Below are 20,376 nucleotides of genomic sequence, written 5' to 3' on the forward strand. Positions count from 1 at the left end.
GAGAGGCGCTCAACTCCCCCGATCCGTCAGCGACTATGTGCCTACCTTCGCGGGGTGACCAGCCGCACCGACCCCGAACCCGCCCGGCAGCCGTCGCCGGCGCCGCACCCGCCCGTGCAGTACGAGCCGTACCTGGACGGTCTGTTCACCTACTGCATGTCGGTGCTGTGCGACCACGACGACGCGGTCGCCGCCCTCGGCGACGTCCTCGCGATCGCCGAACGCCGGCCGCGGCAGCGGCCCGCGACGCCCGCCGAGTGGCGGCCCTGGCTGTACTCGCTGGCGCGCTGGGCCTGTCTGCGCCGCATGGCGCGCAAGCCGGCGCAGCGGGCGCCGCACCGGCCGGGCCACCGGCCGGCGCCGAAGCCCGCGCGCCCGCCGGCCGGGGAGAACCGATCCGCCACCGGCCCCGGGCCCGGGGACGAGCCGGCGGCCGGGCCGGAGCCCGCGCCGGAGGCCGCCGCCGAGGAGCGCCGCCGCGAACTCGCCGCGCTCGCCTGGCCCGAGGCCGCCGGCACCACCCCCGAGCAGCGCGAGGCGCTGGAGCTGGCCGTACGGCACCGGCTGCCGGCCGACGAGGTCGCCACCGTGCTCGGCCGGGACCCCGACTCCGCCCGCGTGCTGCTGTCCACCGCCGCCGCCGAGGTCGAGCGGACCCGGGCCGCGCTCGCCGTCGTCGACCAGCACGGCTGCCCCGCGATCGCCCGGCTCGCCGGCGACAGCCGGCTGTTCCTCAGCGCCGCACTCAGCCGCGAGCTGGTCCGGCACGTCGACGACTGCGCCGACTGCCGCCGCGCCGCCGAGCGGGCCGGCGCCGGCTGGGCCTGGCCGGGTACGCTCCGCGCCGCGCGCCCCGAGGGCCCGCTGCCGGTGCTGCCCGCGCCCCGCGCCGCCGCGCACGCGGCGATGCTGCACGCCCAGCGCACCCGCTTCGCCCACCCGCCCCGCTTCGACCGCCGCGGCTACCCCCGCGACCCCCGGCACCGCGCCGCCCGCCGCGGGCGGCTGCGCTCCCGGGCCGTGACGTCGACCGCCGTGGCCACCGTCCTCGCGGCGCCGGTGCTGGCGCTGTGGGCGGCGAACCGCGGTGCGCCGGTCACCGGCGAGGCGCAGTCCGGCTGGCCGCCGCCGCGCACGGGCGCGGACCAACCGGAGTCGCTGGACGGGCGGCCGGTGGAGAAGGCCGGCAGCGCGCACGACGAGCCCTCGCCGGGCCCGTCCGACCCCCGCGGCCGGCGGCCGGACGTGTCGGTGGAGGTCGTCGACCACGGCGGGCGGTCTCCGGACCGGCCGGGGGTGGGTCCGGGGCGGCTGACGGTGGAGGCGTGGCCGGGCGGGGACGTGACGTACCTCCGGCTGCGCGCGTCCGGCGGCACCGCGGTCGACTGGCGGGTCGGGACGGACGCGCCGTGGCTGCGGTTCAGCGCGGTGTACGGGACGCTGCGGCCCGGTGAGGCGACGACGGTCGCGGTGTCGGTGGCGGCGGGCGCCGAGCCGCGGGGCGGCTGGGAGGCGCGGGTGTACGTGTCGCCGGGCGGGGCGTCGATCCTGGTCAGCGGCGAGGGCAGCGGGCGTACGGGGCCGGGGCGGGGGCCGGGTACGGGGTCGCCGGACCCGTCGCCGTCCGAGCCGTCGCCGTCCGAGCCCGCCCCGAGCCCGTCGGACCCGGACCCGTCGCCCTCGGACCCCGGCCCGTCGCCGTCGGACCCGGGCCCGTCCCCCTCGGACCCCGGCCCGAGCCCGTCGGACCCGGGCCCGTCGCCGACCGCCTCCGACCCGGACCCGAGCCCGCCCGCCTCGTCGCCGCCTCCGGCGCAGCTGCCGTCCCCGGTGGGCTGAGCCGCCCGCTGCGCGGGCTGCTCTGCCCGCGGGTCTGCCCGCCCTCGCCCACGCTCCGGCGGGCGGTACTCAGGCCCTCCCCCGGGACCGGACCGCCCCGCACCGGGCCACCGGACACCGCCCGCCTCCGTAGGCCCCTCAGTCCGCCGGGTGCGGCGCCGGCAGGGCGCCGCGCTCCGCGCCGTGCTCCGCGCCGCTCAGCCGCTCCTCGCAGAGCGCCGCCAGCCGGTCGTACGCCTTCTGCCCCATCAGCTCCACCAGCTCCGGCCGGTACGACACGTACACCGGCCGCCCCCCGCCGTGCGCCGACGGCGCCGACGTGCACCACCAGTGCAGGTCGTGGCCGCCCGGCCCCCAGCCGCGGCGGTCGTACTCGCCGATGGAGACGACCAGCACCTTCGTCTCGTCCGGCCGCGTCACCCACTCGTAGGACCGCCGCACCGGCAGCTGCCAGCAGACGTCCGGCTTGGTCTCCAGCGGCTCCCGGCCCTCGCGCAGCGCCAGCAGGTGCAGCGCGCAGCCGGTGCCGCCGGGGAAGCCGGCGCGGTTGTGGAAGACGCAGGCGCCGTCCACGCGGCGCGTCTTGCGCTCGCCGTCGTCGTCGGTCTCGATCCAGCCGCCGTGGCTCCGTCCCTCGTCGTGGTACTGCCACAGCTCGGGCGTGAGCCGCCGCACGTGCGCCGCGACCCGTTTCTCGTCGTCCTTGTCGGAGAAGTGCGCGCCGAGCGTGCAGCAGCCGTCGTCGGGCCCGGCCGCGTCGATGCCCTGGCAGCCGCGGCCGAAGATGCACGACCAGCGGGACGTCAGCCAGGTCAGGTCGCAGCGGAAGACCTGCTCGTCGTCGGCGGGGTCGGGGAACTCCACCCACGCGCGGGCGAAGTCCAGCCCGACCTCCTCCGCCCGGGCCGACCGGGCCGCCCCGGCCGACCCGGCTGACCGGGCCGTCGCGGCCGTCGCGGCTCCCGGCGGCGCGGCGCTCTCGCGTACGGCGCCCGAACCGGCTTGCGTTTTGCCCTGTTTCTTCCTCTTGCTCACGGGACCCAGCGTACGGCCGCGCGGCGACACGCTAGCGTTTCCCGTTATGCGACTCGGCGTTCTGGATGTGGGCTCGAACACGGTGCACCTGCTCGTGGTGGACGCGCACCCCGGTGCCCGCCCGCTGCCCGCGTACTCGCACAAGGCGGAACTGCGCCTGGCCGAACTTCTCGACGAGGAGGGCGCCATCGGCGACGACGGCGTCGAGCGGCTGATCGCCACCGTCCACGAGGCGCTCCAGGTGTCCGAGGACAAGGGCGCGGAGGACGTCCTGCCGTTCGCCACCTCCGCGGTGCGGGAGGCGGCCAACGCCGAGTCCGTGCTCGCCCGGGTCGCGGACGAGACGGGCGTGAAGCTCACCGTGCTCACCGGCGAGGAGGAGGCCCGGCTGACGTTTCTGGCGGCGCGCCGCTGGTTCGGCTGGTCGGCGGGGAAGCTGCTGGTCCTGGACATCGGCGGCGGGTCGCTGGAGATCGCGTACGGCATCGACGAGGACCCGGACAAGGCCGTCTCCCTGCCGCTGGGGGCCGGCCGGCTGACGACCGCCTGGCTGCCGGGCGACCCGCCCGACCCCGACGACGTGCGGGCGCTGCGGCGCTTCGTGCGCGCGCAGATCGCCCGGGTCGTCAGCGAGTTCAGCCGGCTCGGGGAGCCGGATCACGTGGTGGCGACGTCCAAGACGTACCGGCAGCTGGCGCGGATCTCGGGCGCGGCGCGCTCGGCGGAGGGGCTGTACACGTACCGGGCGCTGACGGCGAAGGCGCTGGAGGAGTGGGTGCCGCGGCTGGCGGCGATGCCGGCGGCGGAGCGGGCGGAGCTGCCGGGGGTGTCGGAGGGCAGGGCGCGGCAGTTGCTCGCGGGGGCGCTGGTGGCGGAGGGGGCGATGGACCTGTTCGGGGTGGAGACGGTGGAGATCTGCCCGTGGGCGCTGCGCGAGGGCGTCATCCTGAAGCGGCTGGACCAGTTGCCGTGACGGGGCGGGCAGCGCGCCGGTCCGCGTACCCTGTCCCCGTGGCAGGAGCATCCCGGTACCGGACCGACGAGCACGACGAAACCGGCAGAACCGGCAGAACTGACGAACTCGGCGAAACGGAAGGCCGCGGCGCGGCCCGGGCGGAAGCCGGGACGCGGGCCGACGGCACCGACGCCGACAGCGACGCTGGCGCCCACGGCGTCCGCGTGCCGGACGCGCGGGTCACCCTCTCCACCGCCTCCGTCTACCCCGAGTCGACCGCGACGGCGTTCGAGACCGCCGCCCGCCTCGGCTACGACGGCGTCGAGGTCATGGTCTGGACCGACCCCGTCAGCCAGGACATCGAGGCGCTGCGCCGGCTCTCCGACCACCACGGCGTTCCGGTGCTCGCCATCCACGCGCCCTGCCTGCTGATCACGCAGCGCGTGTGGTCGCGCGACCCGTGGGAGAAGCTGAAGCGCGCGCGGTCGGCCGCGGAGCGGCTGGGCGCCGAGACCGTCGTCGTGCACCCGCCGTTCCGCTGGCAGCGCGGTTACGCGCGCGAGTTCGTCCGCGGCATCTGGCGCATGGCCGACGAGACCGCCGTGCAGTTCGCCGTGGAGAACATGTACCCCTGGCGGTACCGCGCGAAGGAGATGCTCGCGTACGCGCCCGACTGGGACGTCACCAACCAGGACTACCGCCACCACACCCTCGACCTCTCCCACACCGCCACCGCCCGCAACGACGCGCTGGAGATGGCCGACCGCATGGGCGACCGGCTGTGCCACGTGCACCTGGCCGACGGCTCCGGCTCCGGCAAGGACGAGCACCTGGTGCCCGGCCGCGGCAACCAGCCGTGTGCCGAGATGCTGGAGCGGCTGGCGGCGCGCGGCTTCGGCGGGCAGGTCGTGGTGGAGATCAACACCCGGCGGGCGATGTCGGCGGCCGAGCGCGAGTCGGACCTCGCGGAGTCGCTGGCGTTCACCCGGCTCAACCTCGCGACGGCGGTCGCGCGGGGCGCCTCGTCATGAGGCCGAGGAGAGCCGCCGGCGGCGACCCTCCGAAACGGGGCCGCGGCCGGCCCCGGCGCGGCGCCGTCGAGGACGGGCCCGGCACCCGGGACCGGATATTGGCGACGGCCCGTACGGAGTTCGCCGAGCACGGCTACGACAAGACCTCCATCCGCGGCATCGCCAAGTCCGCGGGCGTCGACCCGGCGCTGATCCACCACTACTTCGGCACCAAGGAGCAGGTCTTCGAGGCGGCCCTGGAGGTCACCTTCGCGCCCGCCATGGCCATACCGGAGGTCGTCGTCGCCGGCCCGATGGACGGCGCGGGCGAGCGCATGACCCGCTTCTTCTTCGGCGTCTGGGAGCACAAGCTCTCGCGCGAGCCTTTACTGGCCGTCATCCGCTCCGCCGTGAGCAACGAGACGGCCGCGGCCATCTTCCGCCGCATCGTCACCCGCAACCTGCTGCGGCGGGTCACGCCGTCGCTGCCGCGGCCGGACGGCGAGATGCGGGCGGAGCTGGCGGTGGCGCAGCTGGTGGGAACGGCGATGCTGCGCTACATCGTCAGGCTCGAACCGATGGCGTCGGCGGAGCCGGAGGACCTGATCCGGCGGCTGGCGCCGATCGTGCAGTACCACCTGACGGGCGCCCCGCCGGAGCAGCCGCAGCCGGAGCCGGAGTCCCAGCCCCAGCCCCAGCCCCGGTCGGAGCCGGAGTCGCAGCCGCAGCCCGAGTCACAGCCGCGGCCCGAGTCACAGCCGGAGCCGGAGCCGCCCGCGGGGGCGTAGCGGCTCAGGAGTCCCAGCGCTCCCCCGTCAGCCGCTCGTACGCCTCCACGTACTTCGCGCGGGTACGCTCCACCACCCCCGCCGGCAGCTCCGGCGGCGGCGCCTCGCCGTGCCGGTCCCAGCCGGACTCCGCGGAGCTGAGCCAGTCGCGCACGTACTGCTTGTCGAAGGACGGCTGCGGCCGTCCCGGCAGCCAGTCGTCGATGGCCCAGAAGCGGGACGAGTCCGGGGTCAGCACCTCGTCGCCGAGGACCAGCTCGCCGTCGCCGACCGCGTCGCCGGTGTAGCCGAACTCGAACTTCGTGTCCGCCAGGATCAGCCCCCGCTCGCGGGCGATGTCCCGCCCGCGCCCGTACACCTCCAGCGTCACCCGGCGCAGCTCCGCCGCGACGACCGGGCCGACGCGGCGGACCACGTCCTCGTACGTGACGTTCTCGTCGTGCTCCCCCACCTCCGCCTTCGTCGCCGGCGTGAAGACCGGCGCGGGCAGGGCGGAGGCGTCGGTCAGCCCCGGCGGCAGGTCGACGCCGCAGACGGCGCCGGAGGCGTCGTACTCCGCGAGCCCCGAGCCCGTCAGGTAGCCGCGCGCCACGCACTCCACCGGCACCATCCGCAGCGGGCGGCAGACGAGGACGCGCCCCGCCCAGTCGGCGGGGGCGCCCTCGGGCGGGTCGGCGGAGAGCACGTGGTGCGGCACGATGCCGGCGATCCGGTCGAACCACCACAGCGACAGCCGGGTCAGGATGCGGCCCTTGTCGGGGATCTCGGTGGGGAGCACCCAGTCGTACGCGGAGATCCGGTCGCTGGCGACCATCACCAGCCGGCCGGCGGAGTCCTCGTACAGGTCGCGGACCTTCCCGGTGTGCAGGTGCACCAGGCCGGGCACCTGGACGGGCTGGGGCTTCTCCACGAATCCGGTCACGGATGATCCCTCCGGGGGGCTTGCCGACGCGACACTCGAATTGTCTCGCATCGCCGCGCCGGCCCGCCGACCAGGCGGTCAGGCGGTCAGCCCGCCGTGGGCGCCAGCGGCGCGAGCGCCGGGTAGTCGGTGTACCCGCGGTGGTCGCCGCCGTAGTACGTGGCCGGGTCGGCCTCGTTGTACGGGCCGCCGGCCCGGGCCCGGTCGAGCAGGTCCGGGTTGGCCAGCCAGCGCTCGCCGAGGGCCACCACGTCGGCGGTGCCCGCGGCGATGAGCCGCTCCGCGTCCGCGACCGGGTCGCCGCCGCCGTGGTGCGCGGAGTTCAGCACCAGCGGACCGGCCCAGTCGCGGCGTACCTGCTCGGTCACGGGGCGCAGCCCCGGGTGGGCCTCCAGGGTGTGCAGGTAGGCCAGCGGATACGGGGCGAGCGCCGCGAGCAGCGCCGCGTACAGCTCGGCGGTGTCGGTCTCGGCGACGCCGTTGGCGTCGTTGCCGGGCGAGATGCGCAGCGCGGTGCGGTCCGCGCCGATCGCCTCGGTGACCGCCCGTACGGCCTCGACGGCGAAGCGTATGCGGTTCTCCGCCGGGCCGCCGTACGCGTCGGTGCGGAGGTTGGAGTTGGCCGAGAGGAACTGGTGGATGAGGTAGCCGTTGGCGCCGTGCAGCTCGACGCCGTCGAAGCCCGCCTCGATCGCGTTGCGCGCGCCGGCCGCGAAGTCCCGGACGATCTCGCCGATGTCGGCGGCGGTCAGCTCGCGCGGCACCGGATGCGGCAGCATCCCCCGGTCGACGGTGAACAGCGACTCGCCGGAGGCGACCGCCGACGGCGCCTCGGGCAGCCCGCCGTCCGGGTAGAGGTACGGGTGGCCGACGCGCCCGCTGTGGAGCAGCTGCATGAAGATCCGCCCTCCCCCATGGCCTCCGGCATGGGCGGTACCCCCTGCGGCGTGCACCCGGTCGGTCACCTGCCGCCAGGCCGCGACCTGCGCGGCGGTGTGGATGCCGGGGGTCTGGATGTAGCCCTGGGCGCGCACGCTGGGCTGGGTGCCCTCGGTGACGATCAGCGCGGCGCCGGCCCGCTGCTCGTAGTACTCGGCGGTCAGCGCGGACACCAGGCCCGTGTCCGCGGTGGCCCGGGAGCGGGTCATCGGCGCCATCGCCAGCCGGTGCGGGAGGTCGAGGCGGCCGACGCGGACGGGTGCGAAGAGTTCGTTCGTCATGCGTCGAACGTACGAGGCGGGGAATGCCCGCCGGATCCGTAGCGCTTCGGTATTCGGCTACGTAACCCGTCATGTAGGTGTGGACCGGATGACTCTGTACGGCCGTGAGAAGGAACTGGCCCGGCTCGACGAGCTGATCGCCGCCGCCGCGGACGGCAGCGGCCGGAGTCTCGTACTCCGCGGCGAGGCCGGCATCGGCAAGTCGTCGCTGCTCGGGCACGCCGAGGACGAGGCGCGGCGGCGCGGCTTCACCGTGCTGCGCGCGGTCGGCTGGGAGGCCGAGCGGGGGCTCGCGTTCGCGGCCGTGCACCAGCTGCTGCGGCCCGTGCTCGACCGCGCCGCCCGGCTGCCGCGGCCGCAGGCCGACGCGCTGGACGCCGCGGTCGGCACCGGCGCCGCCGCCGGGCACAACCGGTTCCTCGTCGGGCTCGCGGTGCTGTCGCTGCTCGCCGAGGCGGCCGAGGACGCGCCGGTGCTGTGCGTCGTGGACGACGCGCAGTGGATCGACGAACCGTCCGCCGACGCGCTGCTGTTCGCCGCCCGCCGGCTGGGCGTCGAGCGCGTCGTGCTGCTCTTCGCCGCCCGCGGCACGCAGCCCGGCGAGGACCCCGGCTTCCCCGCCGCCGGGCTGCCGCAGCTGACGCTGCCCCGGCTCGGCCGCGACGCCGCGCTGGCCCTGCTCGCCGGCCTCGACGTGCCCGCGGCGGTACGGAACCGGGTGCTGCGCGAATCCCTCGGCAACCCGCTCGCGCTGCGCGAGTTCGGCGCCTCCGGGCCGGCCGCCGCCGACCGCCCGCAGGCGGCCGGGCAGCCGCTGCCCGCCGCCGACCGGGTGCTCGCCGCCTACCGCGGCCGGGTGCTACAGCTGCCGGACCGCACCCGGCTGATGCTCCTGATCGCCGCCGCCGACTCCCGCAGCACCCTGCGGTACATGACGGCCGCCGCCGAGCGGCTGGGCGTCGGGCTCGCCGACCTGGCGGCGGCCGAGCAGGAGGGCCTGGTCGCCGTCGTCGGGGAGCACGTCGAGTTCGGCCACCCCCTGATCCGTACCGCCGCGTACACCGCCGCCCCGCTCGCCCGCCGCGTCGCCGTGCACGAGGCGCTGGCCGACACCTCCGGCGACGCCGACTGCCGCGCCCGGCACCTGGCGTCGGCCGCGACGGGGCCCGACGAGGAGGTCGCCGCGGGGCTGGCGGCGTACGCCGAGCGGGCGCTGGCCCGCGGCGGCCCCGCCGCAGCCGCCGACGCCTACGCCGAGGCCGCCCGCCTCACCCCGGCCCCGGAGGCGCGCGTGCGGCGGCTGACGGCGGGGGCGTGGGCCGCGCAGCAGGCGGGGCACGCGGAGCGGGCGGCGCAGCTGGCGGAGGAGGCGTACAAGGAGACGCAGGCCCCGGACCGGCGGGCGGAGCTGGCGTACGTGCGCTCGTTCTGGCTCTTCGAGGAGGACGCCGCCGCCGAGGCCGCCGCGCTCCTCATCGACCACGCGCGGGACGCGCGCGAGCACGGGCGGGACATGCTGCGCACGGCGGCGACGTACGCGTGGTTCGGCGGGGACCTCGCGGCGCTGCACCGGGCGGCGGACCTGCTGGAGGCGTACGGGGACGGGGACGCCGGCGACGGGGACGGGGACGGGGACGAAGAGGACGCCCGGCGGGCGGACCGCGCCGTGCGCGGGCTGGCGCACATGGCGGCGGACGACTTCGCCCGCGGGCTGCCGCCCGTCTCCGACCTGCTCGACGCGGCCCCCGTCGGCGGCCCGCCCCGGCTCCAGGCGATCTCCTCCGCCTCCCTCCTCCCCGACAGCGTGCAACTGCCCCTGATCACCGAGGAGATCGACCACGCCCGCGGCGACGGCATCATCGGCAGGCTCCCGTACCTGCTGCACATCCTGGCCCGCCAGCAGCTCTACGCCGGCGACCACCGCGAGGCGGAGCGGACGGTGGCCGAAGCCGCCGCCATCGCCCGCGACACCGGGCTGACCAGGCGCATCTGGCGGCTCCACAACCTGCTGGCGCGCGTCCCCGCGATCGCGGGCGACGAGCAGCGCGTACGCGACCTCGTCACCCCCGGCATGAACGCCGGCGGCAACTACGGCGTCACCGCCCTCGCCCTCCTCGACCTCGGCCTCGGCCGCCACGAGGACGTGCTCACCCGGCTCGCGGAGGCCCGCGCGGGCGCCGCCCGCTACAGCGCGGCGCTGCTGTTCGCGACGGCCGACGAGGTCGAGGCCGCGGTCCGCCTCGGCGACCCCGCGCGCGCCGAGGCCCCCGCCCGCCGCTTCGCGGCGTGGGCGGCGGCGAGCGGGCAGCCTTGGGCGCGCGCGGTGGCCCTGCGCAACGAGGCGCTGCGGGCGCCGTCGCCGGCGGCGGCGACGGCCGCGTACGAGGAGGCCGTACGCCTGCACGCCGAACCCGCCGGCCGCCCCTTCGAACAGGCCCGCACCGAGCTGCTGTTCGGCGAGCACCTGCGCCGCGAACGCCGCCGCACCGAAGCCCGTACGCACCTGCACACCGCGCTGCGGCTCTTCGACGCCCTCCCCGCCGCCCCCTGGTCCGACCGCACCCGCGCCGAACTCCGCGCGGCGGGCGACGTCCAGGCCACCGCCCGCGCCACCGCCCCGGACCCGGCGGACCGCCTGACCCCGCAGGAACTCCAGGTCGTCCGCCTGGCGGCGGAGGGCACGAGCAGCCGCGAGATCGCGGCCCGGCTGTTCCTGTCGCCCCGCACCGTGGAGTACCACCTGTACAAGGCGTACCCGAAGCTGGGCGTCACCTCCCGCCGCGAACTCCCCGCGGCCCTGGCGGGGGCCGGGTAGCCCTCGACGGGCCCGCGCACGGGCGTACGGCTCCCGAGGTTCGGCCACGCGCCCGGCCCCGCCCCCGGCGGGCCGCCGCCTACGCCGCCGGTGCGGCCACGGTGCGGGGGAGGAATCCGCGGATCGCCGCGGCCACCTCGTCGAGGTGGCTCTCCAGGAGGAAGTGGCCGCCGTCGAGCAGGACGACCTCCGCGTCCGGGGCGTCGCGCCGGAACGCCTCCGCGCCGGCCGGCGCGAAGATCTCGTCGCCCTGGCCCCAGATCGCCAGGACGGGGACGCGGCTCGACCGGAGCCAGTCGTGCACCGCCGGGTACAGCTCGCGGTTGGTGACGTAGTCGGCGAACAGCGCGAGCTGGGCGCGGTCGTTGCCGGGGCGGGCAAGGAGCGCGAGGTCGTGCTCCCAGGCGTCGGGGTCGATCAGGCCGGGGTCGGGGACGCCGTGGGTGTACTGCCACTCGACGGCCTCCCGGCCCAGCGCGGGCCGCAGCCGGGCCTCGTTCTCCGGGCCGGGGTCCGCCCCGTAGGCCCATACGGGCGCCCAGAAGTCCGGTACGAAGCCGTCCTCGTAGGCGTTGCCGTTCTGCGAGATGACGCCGGTGACGGCCTCCGGGTCGGCCAGCGCGAGCCGCCAGCCGACGGGGGCGCCGTAGTCCATGACGTACATCGCGTAGCGGTCGACGCCGAGGGTGGCGAGGAAGCCGCGGGTGACGGCGGTGAGGGCGTCGAAGGTGTACGTGAAGTCGGTCACCGGGGGCGCGGACGAGCGGCCGAAGCCGATGTGGTCGGGGGCGATCACCCGGTACGGGCCGGCCAGCGCCGGGATCAGGCGGCGGAACATGTGCGAGCTGGTCGGGTAGCCGTGCAGCAGGAGGAGGACGGGGGCGTCCGCCGGGCCCGCCTCCCGGTAGAAGACGGTCAGGCCGTCGACGTCCACGGTCCGGTGGTGCACAGCGGTCACGCTAACTCCTTAAATTACTTTAACTGGTTAGGTTACGCTGAGTGTGACGGATTCCCGTTGACGCGTCAAGGAGAGTGAGCCGTGGTCGAGGACGAGGATCTGCTGCTCACCGTGCTCAACAGCGCCGAGGTCATCGACGGGCGCCCCACGGACGCGCTCACCGGAGAGGGCGCCGCGGACCGGACCCGGGCCCTGGGAGGCCGCGGCACGGCGGCGGAGCGCGCCCGGCTGCGCCTCGTACGGGACACGCTCCACCGCCTCATCCGGCGGACGTCCTCCGACGTCGGCGAGCTGGCCGCCGTGCTCGACCGGGCCCGGCTCCGCCCGGCCGTCTCGCCGGCGGGCGTGTCGTGGCAGCTGGAGGCGGAGCCCGAGGAGGAGCTGGCCGTCCGGGTCGTCCTCGCCTGGTCGCGCGTCACCGCGGAGCTGCCGGGACGGCTGCGGGCCTGCGCCAACGAGGAGTGCAACCTGTTCCTCATCGACCACAGCCGCCCGGGAACCGCCCGGTGGTGCTCCATGGCGACCTGCGGCAACCGGATGAAGGCGCGCGCGCATGCGCGCCGGCGGCACCGCGGATAACGGCGGCGCGTTCGGCCCGGGGGCCGGGCCCGGGCGCCGGGTCCGGGCCGCAAGACCGTAGGCTCGCGCGCCATGACCACGGACCCCGCCCTCCGGCCCTTCCGGATCGCCGTCCCGGACAGCGACCTGGACGACCTGCACCACCGCCTCGACCGCACCCGCTGGCCCGACGAGCTGCCCGGGGTCGGCTGGGCCTACGGCGTACCGCGGGACTACCTGCGGGAGCTGGCGCACTACTGGCGGCACGAGTACGACTGGCGGGCGGCCGAGGCGCGGCTGAACCGGTGGCCGCAGTTCATGACCGCCGTCGACGGCGCGGACCTGCACTTCGCGCACATCCGCTCGCCCGAGCCGGACGCCACGCCGCTGATCATCACGCACGGCTGGCCCGGATCCGTCGTCGAGTTCGAGCGGATCGCCGGGCCGCTCACCGACCCCCGGGCCCACGGCGCCGACCCCGCGGACGCCTTCCACCTGGTGCTGCCGAGCATCCCCGGGTTCGGGTTCTCCGGGCCCACGCGCGAGCCGGGCTGGGACCACCGGCGGGTCGCGGCCGCGTTCGCGGAGCTGATGCGGCGGCTGGGATACCGGCGGTACGGGGCGCAGGGGGGCGACTGGGGGGCGGCCGTGTCGCGGGAGCTGGGGCGGCTCCGGCCCGCCGACGTGATCGGCGTGCACCTGAACCTCATCCCCGGCGCCGGGGCCACCGCCGAGCCGACCCAGGCGGAGCTGGCCGCCCTCGGCCCCGCGGAACGTACCCGCACCCTGGCCTCCTGGGCACGCTGGCAGGAGTGGAGCCGCGAGCAGCAGGGCTACGCCGACGTCCAGTCCACCCGCCCGCAGACCCTCGCCTACGCGCTCACCGACTCACCGGTGGGCCAGCTCGCCTGGATCGCCGAGAAATTCAAGGAGTGGACGGACTCCGCCGACCGGCCCGAGGACGCCGTCGACCGCGACCACCTCCTCACCAACGTCATGCTCTACTGGCTGACCGGCACCGCCGGCTCCGCCGCGCGCCTCTACTACGAGCGCGCCCACGCCGCCCGCGGCAGCCGGCCGGCGGAGCGCTCCACCGTCCCGACCGCGTTCGCCGCCTTCCCGCGGGAGAACTTCGTCGTCCTGCGGCACCTCGCGGAACGTACCGAGAACATCGTCCGGTGGACGGAGTTCGACCGGGGCGGTCACTTCGCCGCGATGGAGGAGCCGGATCTGCTCGTCGGCGACATCCGGGCGTTCTTCCGCGGGCTGCGGGACGGCGCGCCCGCCTCCGGCTGACGACATCAGCTCTCGGCGCGGCGGCCCGGCGGTCTCCGGCCGGGCGGCCTCAAACCCGCCCGGGCTCACGGGCGCCGAACCCGCCCTCGCCGCCTCGCTGATCCGGATCCAGACCGACTCGGTCCAGACACCCTAGAGTTGGAAGACCTTGTCGCGTTTCCGCGGCGAGTAGGCAAGCCCGTACTCGGTGTCCTCGCCCGGGTCGCGCACGCCGATGACGTAGCGCTGGGTGAGCTTGAGCTGTCGCGCGACGCGGCGGACAGCGGCGACGCCAAGCCGCGCGTCGATCACACGGCAGAAGAGATTGAGCACGGTGCCGTCGGCGCCGGAGCCCTCGGGCGGCTTGCCGCCGAGGTCGTTGCCGTCACAGTGGCCGACCCCCTGCCAGCCGAGGTGCTCGTCGAGCGCATCCATCGCCTCGGCGTGCACGCGCTCGTCGTCGGGATGCGAAAGATCGGCCGTATGCGTCCAGACCTGGAGGACGACCCAGGCGTGCTCCTCCATCGGCACCTCGCGGTAGCCCTCGCTGGCTGCGCGTTCGTGGAACGCGGCGATGTGCTCCTTCAGCGTCGGGCTGACAGCAAAGGTGCGATCGCGGATCGCGCGCCGCACGTTCGAGCCCTTCGTCCCGACCTTCCCGCGGTGCGTCACGAACGAGCCGCGGTCAGTCCACGCTTCGAGGTAGTGAAGGACGCCATCGTCGTCACGGCGGTAGGTCTTGATGAGCGTCATGCCTGGCCTCCCGTCCGGTCAACCGTACCGTGGCCCTCCCGCCTGCCTCATCGAGTTCCTCCCGTTGTCGGCGATCAGGGCATGCGGACGCACCTCGGTGGCCGCGCGGCCAAGGAGAACCGGCCGAGCCCGCGGCCGGAGCGGGTCTGGACGTCGGCGAGAACGGTGCCGAAGTGGCGGCCCTGCGGTCCGGTCAGGGACGGGTGCGTCGCCACGGCCATCGACGCCGTTGGGTACGCGCGGCTGCGGCCCGTACTTCCGCCAGGTTGTCGCGGCTGTTGAGGGTGTGGGGGTGGTCCGGGCCGAGGATGCGTTCGCGGTCGGTGAGGGTTTGCCGGTGGAGGTCGGCGGCCTCCTGATGACGGCCGAGCGCGCGCAGGGCGTTGGCGAGGTTGTTGCGGCTGGCGAGGGTGTCGGGGTGGTTGGGGCCCAGGGTGCGTTCGCGGTCGGTGAGGGTTTGCCGCTGGAGGTCAGCGGCCTCCTGATGACGCCCGAGCGAGTCCAGGGCGTTGGCGAGGTTGTTGCGGCTGCCGAGAGTGTCGGGGTGGTTGGGGCCGAGGATGCGTTCGCGGTCGGTGAGGGTTTGCCGCTGGAGGTCAGCGGCCTCCTGATGACGCCCGAGCGAGTCCAGAGCGTTGGCGAGGTTGTTGCGGCTGGCGAGGGTGTCGGGGTGGTTGGGGCCGAGGATGCGTTCGCGGTCGGTGAGGGTTTGCCGCTGGAGGTCAGCGGCCTCCTGATGACGGCCGAGCGCGCGCAGGGCGGTGGCGAGGTTGTTGCGGCTGCCGAGAGTGACGGGGTGGTCCGGGCCCAGGACGCGTTCGCGGTCGGTGAGGGTCTGCCGGTGGAGGTCGGTGGCCTCCTGGTGACGGCCGAGGTCGTTCAGGGCGTTGGCGAGGTTGTTGCGGCTGTTGAGGGTGTGGGGGTGGTCCAGGCCGAGGTGGTGGGTTGCGGTGTCCAGGACGCACTGGCGCAGGAGGTGTTCCTCAGTTGCGGCACCCGCGTCGTGGAGGGTGCCGGCGAGGCTGTCGAGCAGGTTGCGGGGGGTGGTGAAGTCGGCGCTGGATGTGCGGTGGAGGAGGGGTGGGAGGTGTGGGGCGAGGAGGCGGGCGGTGGGCCAGCCGGCGCGGCCCGCGCCGGTGGTGTCGTGGACGGTTTGGGTGAGGTGGGCGTCGAGGGCGGCGTGGCAGGTGGTGCGGTCGATCCCGGGGGGCGGGGTGAGGGCGATGACGTCGTGGACCACGGGGTGCAGCACGACCTGCCCCACCGCGAGGGCCTGCCCGCCGTCGCCGTCCGGGGTGGTGATCAGGCCGTACTGGTGGAGCCCGGCGAGGGCGGCGTCGAGTTCGGCCGCGGTGACGGTGCGCCCGGTGGCGTCGGTGAGGAGGGCGGGGGTCAGAAGCGCGCGGGGGACGGGTGCGGGTGCGAGGAGGGCGAGGAGGTACAGGGTGGGGCGGGCGAGGGTGTAGCCGTCGGTGTCGAGTTGAGCCAGGGACAGGTCGAAGGTGTGCCGCACCACGGTGCGGGCGACCTCCGGATCGGCGGCCTGGGGGTGTTCGGCGCCGACGAGGTCACCGAACTCGGTGGCAAGAGCGTTCCGGTAGGCGGTGAAGGTGCGGTAGCGGCTGGTGGGGTTGGCCAGGTAGCGGCCTGCGGTCTCCAGCGCCAGGGGGAGCCCGCCGAGCCGTTGCCCGAGCGCGGTGGCCTCCTGCGCGGTGCCGGCGCCGGGTGCGGCATCCCGCAGCACCTGCCCCGAGGCGTCGTCGGCCAGGGGGTCGAGGGGAACCAGGCGGGCTCTTGGCCCCCAGGTGTCGCGTGCGCCGTCGCGGGTGGTGACCAGCAGGAGCCCGGCCCCGTCAGGGCGCACCCACCCGCGGTAGGAGCCGGGCGGCTCGCTGCCGGGGCCGAGGTTGCGGGGGGTGTCGACGTTGTCGATGACGATCATCCACCCCCGTACCGCCGCCAGGTGCTCCCACACCACGTCCACGAGCGCGGCTTGGCCGCTGTGGGCGTCGTGAAGGCGGGTCTCGGCAAGGCCCAGTTCCTTGACGACGCGGGTGAGGTCGTGGGCGAGGCGGGCGGCGTCGTCCTGCCACCGCACCCAGAACACCGCCCGCCCCCGCGCCTGGGCCTGCCGGGCGGCCTGGGCGGCCAGGGTGGTCTTGCCCAGCCCACCCGTCCCGCAGACCACGACCAACCCGCCCTCCCGACCCGCCGCCACCTGCTCGATATCGGCGAGCTGACTGTCACGGCCACGGACGGGCGACGGGACGGCGTGGGCGCGGTACGAGGCGTGAGTGGCGGCCTCCCGCATCCAACGCCCGCCCACCCCACCGTCGCCCGCGGCAGGGGGAACAGCGGGGGCGGGAGAGCGCAGCGCAAACAGCGAGACGGCGAGACCGACCAGGCCGGCGGCCCCGCCGATCACGCTGGAGAGCTGATCCGCCGTCTCCAACCCGACCCGTGCGACCGCCCACGCAATCCCACCCGCCACCACGCCGCATAACGGCGCCCACACCAGCCGGGCAGGCATCCACCGCCACCGGCCCCGCCCCACATGCCTCGCCACGCCCGCAGCCCTCTCCACGCCTGGCCTCTCCCGTACGCCGAGAATGCCGCTCCGCCGTAGATCAGCAAGCACGACTGAGGGCTTCGGTACGTAGCCGTGACAGCACCACCCGCTGGCCCCGGCCGGTAGCGTGATGCCGCAGGTTCCGGGGCCGTGTTCGGGAACGGGGCGTCAGGTCAGACTGCGGGGAACTCGTCCGCCTTGACCGCCGCCACGAAGGACCGCCAAGCCTCGCCGGTGAACACGAGGGCCGGGCCATGGGGGTCCTTGGAGTCGCGAACGGGGACGGCGGGCTGGCCGTCAGCGACCTCCACGCAGCTGCCGCCGCTGCCCCCGCTGTAGCTCGACTTACGCCATGACGACAGGGTCGACGCCACGGCGATGACGTTGTCACGCATTCCGGAACTCCTCTGCTGCCGCCTCTAGGAGAGTGATGGACGCACGGTGAGGCAGTGCGTCCCCCAGTGCGAGACCGTAGTACGTGTTGCACGTAGCCACACGCGCCGGGTCGTCGAGCAACTGCCCCGTGATCACGCCCTCAATGTAGGCCACCGGTGCCATGGCGTCGAACGACATAAGGCTCATCATGCCTTCCATCAGCGAGTGCGCCCCGGCAGAGAACGGGATCACGTGTAACCGGATGCGCCCGGCGTCAGCAAGGTTCGCGATGTGTTCCACCTGCGCTGCCATGACCTCGCGGCCTCCGACCACACGCCGGATGACCCCTTCGTCGAGCATCGTCCATACGGCAGGAGACTCGGGATCGTCGAGAATCCGAGCCCGTTCAAGCCGGTTGACAACCCGACGGTCAAGCTGTTCCACAGTGTGGTTGGGTCGGACGGCCTTGAAGACCGCGCGGGCGTAGTCCGGGGTCTGGAGCAGACCGGGTACCGCGGAGACCGCGAACTCGCGGATTTCGGTAGCCAGTCGCTCCAGCTCCGCGGCCTCCGCAAAGTGATCGGGGTATCGCCCCTCCAGGTTCACCAGCCAGCGGGCGAAGAATCCATCCGTGCCCAGCGCCTTGTCGATCCGCTGGGCGTCCTCCATCCTCGGCAGCCGCCGCCCCGCCTCGAAGTGGCTGATCAGCGTGGGAGAGCACACCACCACCTCGGCCAGCGCCTCCTGCGTCATGCCCTTCGCCAGCCGCCGGAGCCTCAGCTCCTCGCCGTACTTCTGCCGCGGGGTCTTGTACGTCTCCATGGCACCTCCCACTTGAATGACGAGCCGTCAGCCGAACACCCCTGGTGCAACGTAGTGGCACCCGGTCACGCTTTTTGCACGGAAAGCAATGATTCGACAGAAAGAGCGAATTCATGGGTGAGGAAGGCCGGTGCAGGGAACGCCTGCGATTCGCCGTGCATGTACGCAACACCGGTCGGCGGCGCGCCTGCCGGGAGCGGGTGCGCTCATGACCCGCCAGCGAGACGCGGCCATCGCCGGTGCCGTCGCCGGCGCCCGCACCGGTCACGGCCTTCTCGCGGTACGCGCGGCTGCCCCAAGCGGCCTTCGACGGGCCTCCGTCGTGCTGCCCGGCGCCTCCACGGCAACGCCCCGGTGTGCTCGGGAGATCATCCGGGCCTGGCTGGCCGCCTGGCAGGTCCCGGCCGGGCGGACGTACGACACCCTGGTGGTCGTCGGCGAGCTGACGACCAACGCGCTGCTGCACACCGACAGTTCCCAGATCGTCGTGGGCGTGCAGCTCACCGGCCGGGAGCTGCGGCGGCTGACGGTCCAGGTGGTCGATCAGGGGCCGTCCCCGGCGGGCTGGGCCGATCGACGGGATGCCCCCGGTGGCGACGGCTCCGGTGGCGACGGCTCCGGTGGCGACGGTTCCGGTGACGACGAGGCCGTGTCCGGGCGCGGGCTGGCCGTGGTCGCGGCGCTCGCGGACCGGTGGGGTGCGGCTCGGCGGCTCGCCGGGACCAGCGTGTGGGCGCAGTTGGCCGTCCCCGCGATCCGCTCCCGCCGCGGGGAGGGTCCGTGGTGATCACGGTCGAACGGCCCGTCGCCGTGCGGCTCGTGAGCTTCGGCTACGCGCACGGGCGGCCCGTCCCCGACGCGCACATCGTCCTCGACCTGCGCGCCCACTTCGGCGACTCCTCCGCGCCCTGCGACTTCACCGACCCGGAAAGCCTCGTCGCGGAGACGGACGGGCTGCCCGAGCTGGTCGAGGGCGTCATCCCCGTGCTGGCCGCCTTCCGCAGCGGGTGCGGGGCCGCGGCGGGCGACGCGCCTGTCGCCGTGGCGGTGGCGGTGGGGTGTGCCGACGGGCGGCTGGCCGCGGGTGTCGCGGCGGCGGTGCGGCGGCGTACGGACAGCCGCCTCGTCCGCGTCGCCGTGGAACACCGTGGGCCCGGTGGCCGACAGGGACGGGGGCAGGGGTCGTAGACGTGCCCCCCAGGCCGGGCGGACGGCGCGTTCCAGCGGCTCGCGGGCCCGGCGGGCGGCGGGCGTCCGGCAACGCGCGGAAGGCAGCGCGCGGCTGGTCGCGTTCCGCGCCCTCACCCCCGCGCGGCCAGCACCGCCGCGAGGCCCTCCCGCAGGTCGTTCACGAAGTACTCCGGGACCTCCAGCGACGGGAAGTGCCCGCCGCTTTCGGGCTCCCCCCACCGGACGATCCGCCGGTACCGCTCCTGCGCCCAGGGGCGCGGGGCCTTCTCGACGTCGTACGGATACATGGTGATCGCCGAGGGGACGTCGACCCGGAGTTCGGGGTCGACGGAGTTGTGGCTCTCGTAGTAGATACGGGACGACGACGCGCCGCTCCGCGTCAGCCAGTAGAGGGTGACGTCGTCGAGGATCCTGTCCCGGGAGATCCGCTCGAACGGGCTGTCGTCGGTGTCCGACCACTCGGCGAACTTGTCGAGGAGCCAGGCGAGGAGGCCGACCGGGGAGTCGGTGAGCGCGTAGCCGATGGTCTGCGGGCCGGTCGCCATCAGCTTCGCGTACGCCCCGCGGCGGCGCCAGAAGTCGCGGGTTCCCTCGGCCCACCGGCGCTCGGTCTCCGTCAGCCCGTCCGTGGTCAGCCCGGGGGGCGCCTCCGCGAACGTGGAGTGGACGCCGAGGACGTGCGCCGGGAACCTGCCGGCGAGGACCGAGGTGATGTTGCCGCCCCAGTCGCCGCCGTGGGCGAGGAACGTGCCGTAGCCGAGCCTGCCCATCAGCTCGACCCAGGCGGCGGCGATCTTCTCGGTCCCCCAGCCGGTGACGGCCGGCTTGTCGCTGTAGCCGAAGCCGGGCAGCGACGGGACCACAACGTGGAACGCCGGGGCGTCCGCGTCCTTGGGATCGGCCAGCTCCTCCACCACATCGATGAACCGGACGACGCTGTCCGGCCAGCCGTGCGTCATGATCAGCGGCGTGGCGTCCGCGCGCGCCGAGCGGCGGTGCAGGAAGTGGATTCCCAGGCCGTCGATGTCCGTACGGAACTGGCCGATGGTGTTGAGGCGCGCTTCGAAGGGCCGCCAGTCGTAGCCGGTGCGCCAGTACTCGACGACGTCGGCGAGGTCGGCGAGGGGCACGCCCTGCGCCCACCGGCCGGGGCCGGGCGGGGCGCCGCGGACGGTCTCGGCCTCCGGCAGCCGGGCGGCGGCCAGCCGGGCGCGCAGGTCGTCGAGGTCGGCGTCGGCGGCGCGGGCTTCGAACGCGCGCACGTCGCTGCTCGGACGGGACATGGGGGCCT

At 75.0% G+C, this 20,376-nt stretch carries 17 protein-coding genes and 1 pseudogene; 9 read left to right on the forward strand and 9 right to left on the reverse strand.

Annotated features, from left to right (window positions below; translation table 11 throughout):
- Nucleotides 1-54 precede the first annotated feature (54 nt).
- Complete coding sequence (locus tag ACHZ99_RS12040; protein ID WP_420304459.1) at nt 55-1,839, forward strand: sigma-70 family RNA polymerase sigma factor; 1,785 nt, start codon at nt 55-57, stop codon at nt 1,837-1,839.
- 138 nt (nt 1,840-1,977) lie between these two features.
- Here the strand turns inward: ACHZ99_RS12040 and ACHZ99_RS12045 are convergent, their stop codons facing one another.
- The gene (locus ACHZ99_RS12045; protein WP_420304460.1) at nt 1,978-2,874 is read right to left on the reverse strand and encodes a hypothetical protein; all 897 of its coding nucleotides are present in this window, start codon (nt 2,872-2,874) and stop codon (nt 1,978-1,980) included.
- 46 nt (nt 2,875-2,920) lie between these two features.
- Between ACHZ99_RS12045 and ACHZ99_RS12050 the strand changes: the two genes are divergently transcribed.
- The 3 genes and pseudogenes from ACHZ99_RS12050 to ACHZ99_RS12060 form a co-directional block, all read left to right on the forward strand.
- Nucleotides 2,921-3,847: a Ppx/GppA family phosphatase gene (locus tag ACHZ99_RS12050; protein WP_420304461.1), complete on the forward strand. Its 927-nt coding sequence runs from the start codon at nt 2,921-2,923 to the stop codon at nt 3,845-3,847.
- Nucleotides 3,848-4,053: 206 nt separating this feature from the next.
- A complete protein-coding gene (locus tag ACHZ99_RS12055; protein ID WP_420304697.1) occupies nt 4,054-4,860 on the forward strand; it encodes a sugar phosphate isomerase/epimerase family protein in 807 nt (268 codons plus the stop codon).
- Nucleotides 4,857-5,486, forward strand: a pseudogene (locus ACHZ99_RS12060) (TetR family transcriptional regulator); the annotation flags it as partial. The gene ACHZ99_RS12055 and the pseudogene ACHZ99_RS12060, both read left to right, overlap by 4 nt.
- A gap of 145 nt (nt 5,487-5,631) precedes the next feature.
- Here ACHZ99_RS12060 and ACHZ99_RS12065 read toward each other — a convergent pair.
- Together ACHZ99_RS12065 and ACHZ99_RS12070 are read right to left on the reverse strand one after the other, a co-directional pair.
- Nucleotides 5,632-6,549, reverse strand: coding sequence for a phosphoribosylaminoimidazolesuccinocarboxamide synthase (locus ACHZ99_RS12065; protein ID WP_420304462.1), 918 nt, complete (start codon nt 6,547-6,549; stop codon nt 5,632-5,634).
- A gap of 86 nt (nt 6,550-6,635) precedes the next feature.
- Nucleotides 6,636-7,769: an alkene reductase gene (locus tag ACHZ99_RS12070; protein ID WP_420304463.1), complete on the reverse strand. Its 1,134-nt coding sequence runs from the start codon at nt 7,767-7,769 to the stop codon at nt 6,636-6,638.
- 88 nt (nt 7,770-7,857) lie between these two features.
- On the opposite strand from ACHZ99_RS12070, the gene ACHZ99_RS12075 reads away from it, so the two are divergent.
- Complete coding sequence (locus ACHZ99_RS12075) at nt 7,858-10,584, forward strand: ATP-binding protein (protein ID WP_420304464.1); 2,727 nt, start codon at nt 7,858-7,860, stop codon at nt 10,582-10,584.
- A gap of 79 nt (nt 10,585-10,663) precedes the next feature.
- On the opposite strand, the gene ACHZ99_RS12080 is transcribed toward ACHZ99_RS12075, so the two are convergent.
- A complete protein-coding gene (locus ACHZ99_RS12080) occupies nt 10,664-11,542 on the reverse strand; it encodes an alpha/beta fold hydrolase (protein ID WP_420304465.1) in 879 nt (292 codons plus the stop codon).
- 81 nt (nt 11,543-11,623) lie between these two features.
- Between ACHZ99_RS12080 and ACHZ99_RS12085 the strand changes: the two genes are divergently transcribed.
- Both ACHZ99_RS12085 and ACHZ99_RS12090 read left to right on the forward strand, forming a co-directional pair.
- Nucleotides 11,624-12,121 (forward strand): CGNR zinc finger domain-containing protein, encoded by a 498-nt coding sequence (locus tag ACHZ99_RS12085; RefSeq protein WP_420304466.1) that lies wholly within the window; start codon nt 11,624-11,626, stop codon nt 12,119-12,121.
- Between the two features lie 72 nt (nt 12,122-12,193).
- A complete protein-coding gene (locus ACHZ99_RS12090; protein ID WP_420304467.1) occupies nt 12,194-13,396 on the forward strand; it encodes an epoxide hydrolase family protein in 1,203 nt (400 codons plus the stop codon).
- Nucleotides 13,397-13,528: 132 nt separating this feature from the next.
- Here the strand turns inward: ACHZ99_RS12090 and ACHZ99_RS12095 are convergent, their stop codons facing one another.
- The 4 genes from ACHZ99_RS12095 to ACHZ99_RS12110 all read right to left on the reverse strand — a co-directional run bounded on the left by ACHZ99_RS12095 (nt 13,529) and on the right by ACHZ99_RS12110 (nt 17,894).
- On the reverse strand, nt 13,529-14,128 hold the full coding sequence (locus ACHZ99_RS12095; RefSeq protein WP_420304468.1) for a hypothetical protein: 600 nt from the start codon (nt 14,126-14,128) through the stop codon (nt 13,529-13,531).
- Between the two features lie 193 nt (nt 14,129-14,321).
- A complete protein-coding gene (locus tag ACHZ99_RS12100; protein WP_420304469.1) occupies nt 14,322-16,439 on the reverse strand; it encodes a tetratricopeptide repeat protein in 2,118 nt (705 codons plus the stop codon).
- 431 nt (nt 16,440-16,870) lie between these two features.
- Entirely contained in the window at nt 16,871-17,092 is a 222-nt protein-coding gene (locus tag ACHZ99_RS12105) for a DUF397 domain-containing protein (protein ID WP_420304470.1), read from the reverse strand.
- The gene (locus ACHZ99_RS12110; RefSeq protein WP_420304471.1) at nt 17,085-17,894 is read right to left on the reverse strand and encodes a helix-turn-helix domain-containing protein; all 810 of its coding nucleotides are present in this window, start codon (nt 17,892-17,894) and stop codon (nt 17,085-17,087) included. The genes ACHZ99_RS12105 and ACHZ99_RS12110 overlap by 8 nt, the downstream gene beginning before the upstream one ends.
- 208 nt (nt 17,895-18,102) lie before the next feature.
- Here ACHZ99_RS12110 and ACHZ99_RS12115 point away from each other — a divergent pair, with 208 nt between their 5' ends.
- Nucleotides 18,103-18,681, forward strand: a complete 579-nt coding sequence (locus ACHZ99_RS12115) for an ATP-binding protein (protein ID WP_420304472.1) — start codon at nt 18,103-18,105, stop codon at nt 18,679-18,681.
- Nucleotides 18,675-19,082: an ATPase gene (locus ACHZ99_RS12120; protein WP_420304473.1), complete on the forward strand. Its 408-nt coding sequence runs from the start codon at nt 18,675-18,677 to the stop codon at nt 19,080-19,082. Before ACHZ99_RS12115 ends, ACHZ99_RS12120 begins: the two co-directional genes overlap by 7 nt.
- A 113-nt stretch (nt 19,083-19,195) precedes the next feature.
- Here the strand turns inward: ACHZ99_RS12120 and ACHZ99_RS12125 are convergent, their stop codons facing one another.
- A complete protein-coding gene (locus ACHZ99_RS12125; protein WP_420304474.1) occupies nt 19,196-20,368 on the reverse strand; it encodes an epoxide hydrolase family protein in 1,173 nt (390 codons plus the stop codon).
- Nucleotides 20,369-20,376: the final 8 nt, after the last annotated feature.

This window comes from Streptomyces sp. MAR4 CNX-425 (genome assembly GCF_048656465.1).
In the GTDB taxonomy this organism is placed as follows: domain Bacteria; phylum Actinomycetota; class Actinomycetes; order Streptomycetales; family Streptomycetaceae; genus Streptomyces.

Excerpts from the sequence above, each read along its gene's own strand:
- ACHZ99_RS12050 (WP_420304461.1), top strand. The coding sequence starts at position 2,921 with ATGCGACTCGGCGTTCTGGATGTGGGCTCGAACACGGTGCACCTGCTC.
- ACHZ99_RS12070 (WP_420304463.1), bottom strand. The coding sequence starts at position 7,769 with ATGACGAACGAACTCTTCGCACCCGTCCGCGTCGGCCGCCTCGACCTC.
- ACHZ99_RS12075 (WP_420304464.1), top strand. The coding sequence starts at position 7,858 with ATGACTCTGTACGGCCGTGAGAAGGAACTGGCCCGGCTCGACGAGCTG.
- ACHZ99_RS12090 (WP_420304467.1), top strand. The coding sequence starts at position 12,194 with ATGACCACGGACCCCGCCCTCCGGCCCTTCCGGATCGCCGTCCCGGAC.
- ACHZ99_RS12095 (WP_420304468.1), bottom strand. The coding sequence starts at position 14,128 with ATGACGCTCATCAAGACCTACCGCCGTGACGACGATGGCGTCCTTCAC.
- ACHZ99_RS12100 (WP_420304469.1), bottom strand. The coding sequence starts at position 16,439 with ATGCGGGAGGCCGCCACTCACGCCTCGTACCGCGCCCACGCCGTCCCG.
- ACHZ99_RS12105 (WP_420304470.1), bottom strand. The coding sequence starts at position 17,092 with ATGCGTGACAACGTCATCGCCGTGGCGTCGACCCTGTCGTCATGGCGT.
- ACHZ99_RS12110 (WP_420304471.1), bottom strand. The coding sequence starts at position 17,894 with ATGGAGACGTACAAGACCCCGCGGCAGAAGTACGGCGAGGAGCTGAGG.
- ACHZ99_RS12115 (WP_420304472.1), top strand. The coding sequence starts at position 18,103 with ATGACCCGCCAGCGAGACGCGGCCATCGCCGGTGCCGTCGCCGGCGCC.
- ACHZ99_RS12125 (WP_420304474.1), bottom strand. The coding sequence starts at position 20,368 with ATGTCCCGTCCGAGCAGCGACGTGCGCGCGTTCGAAGCCCGCGCCGCC.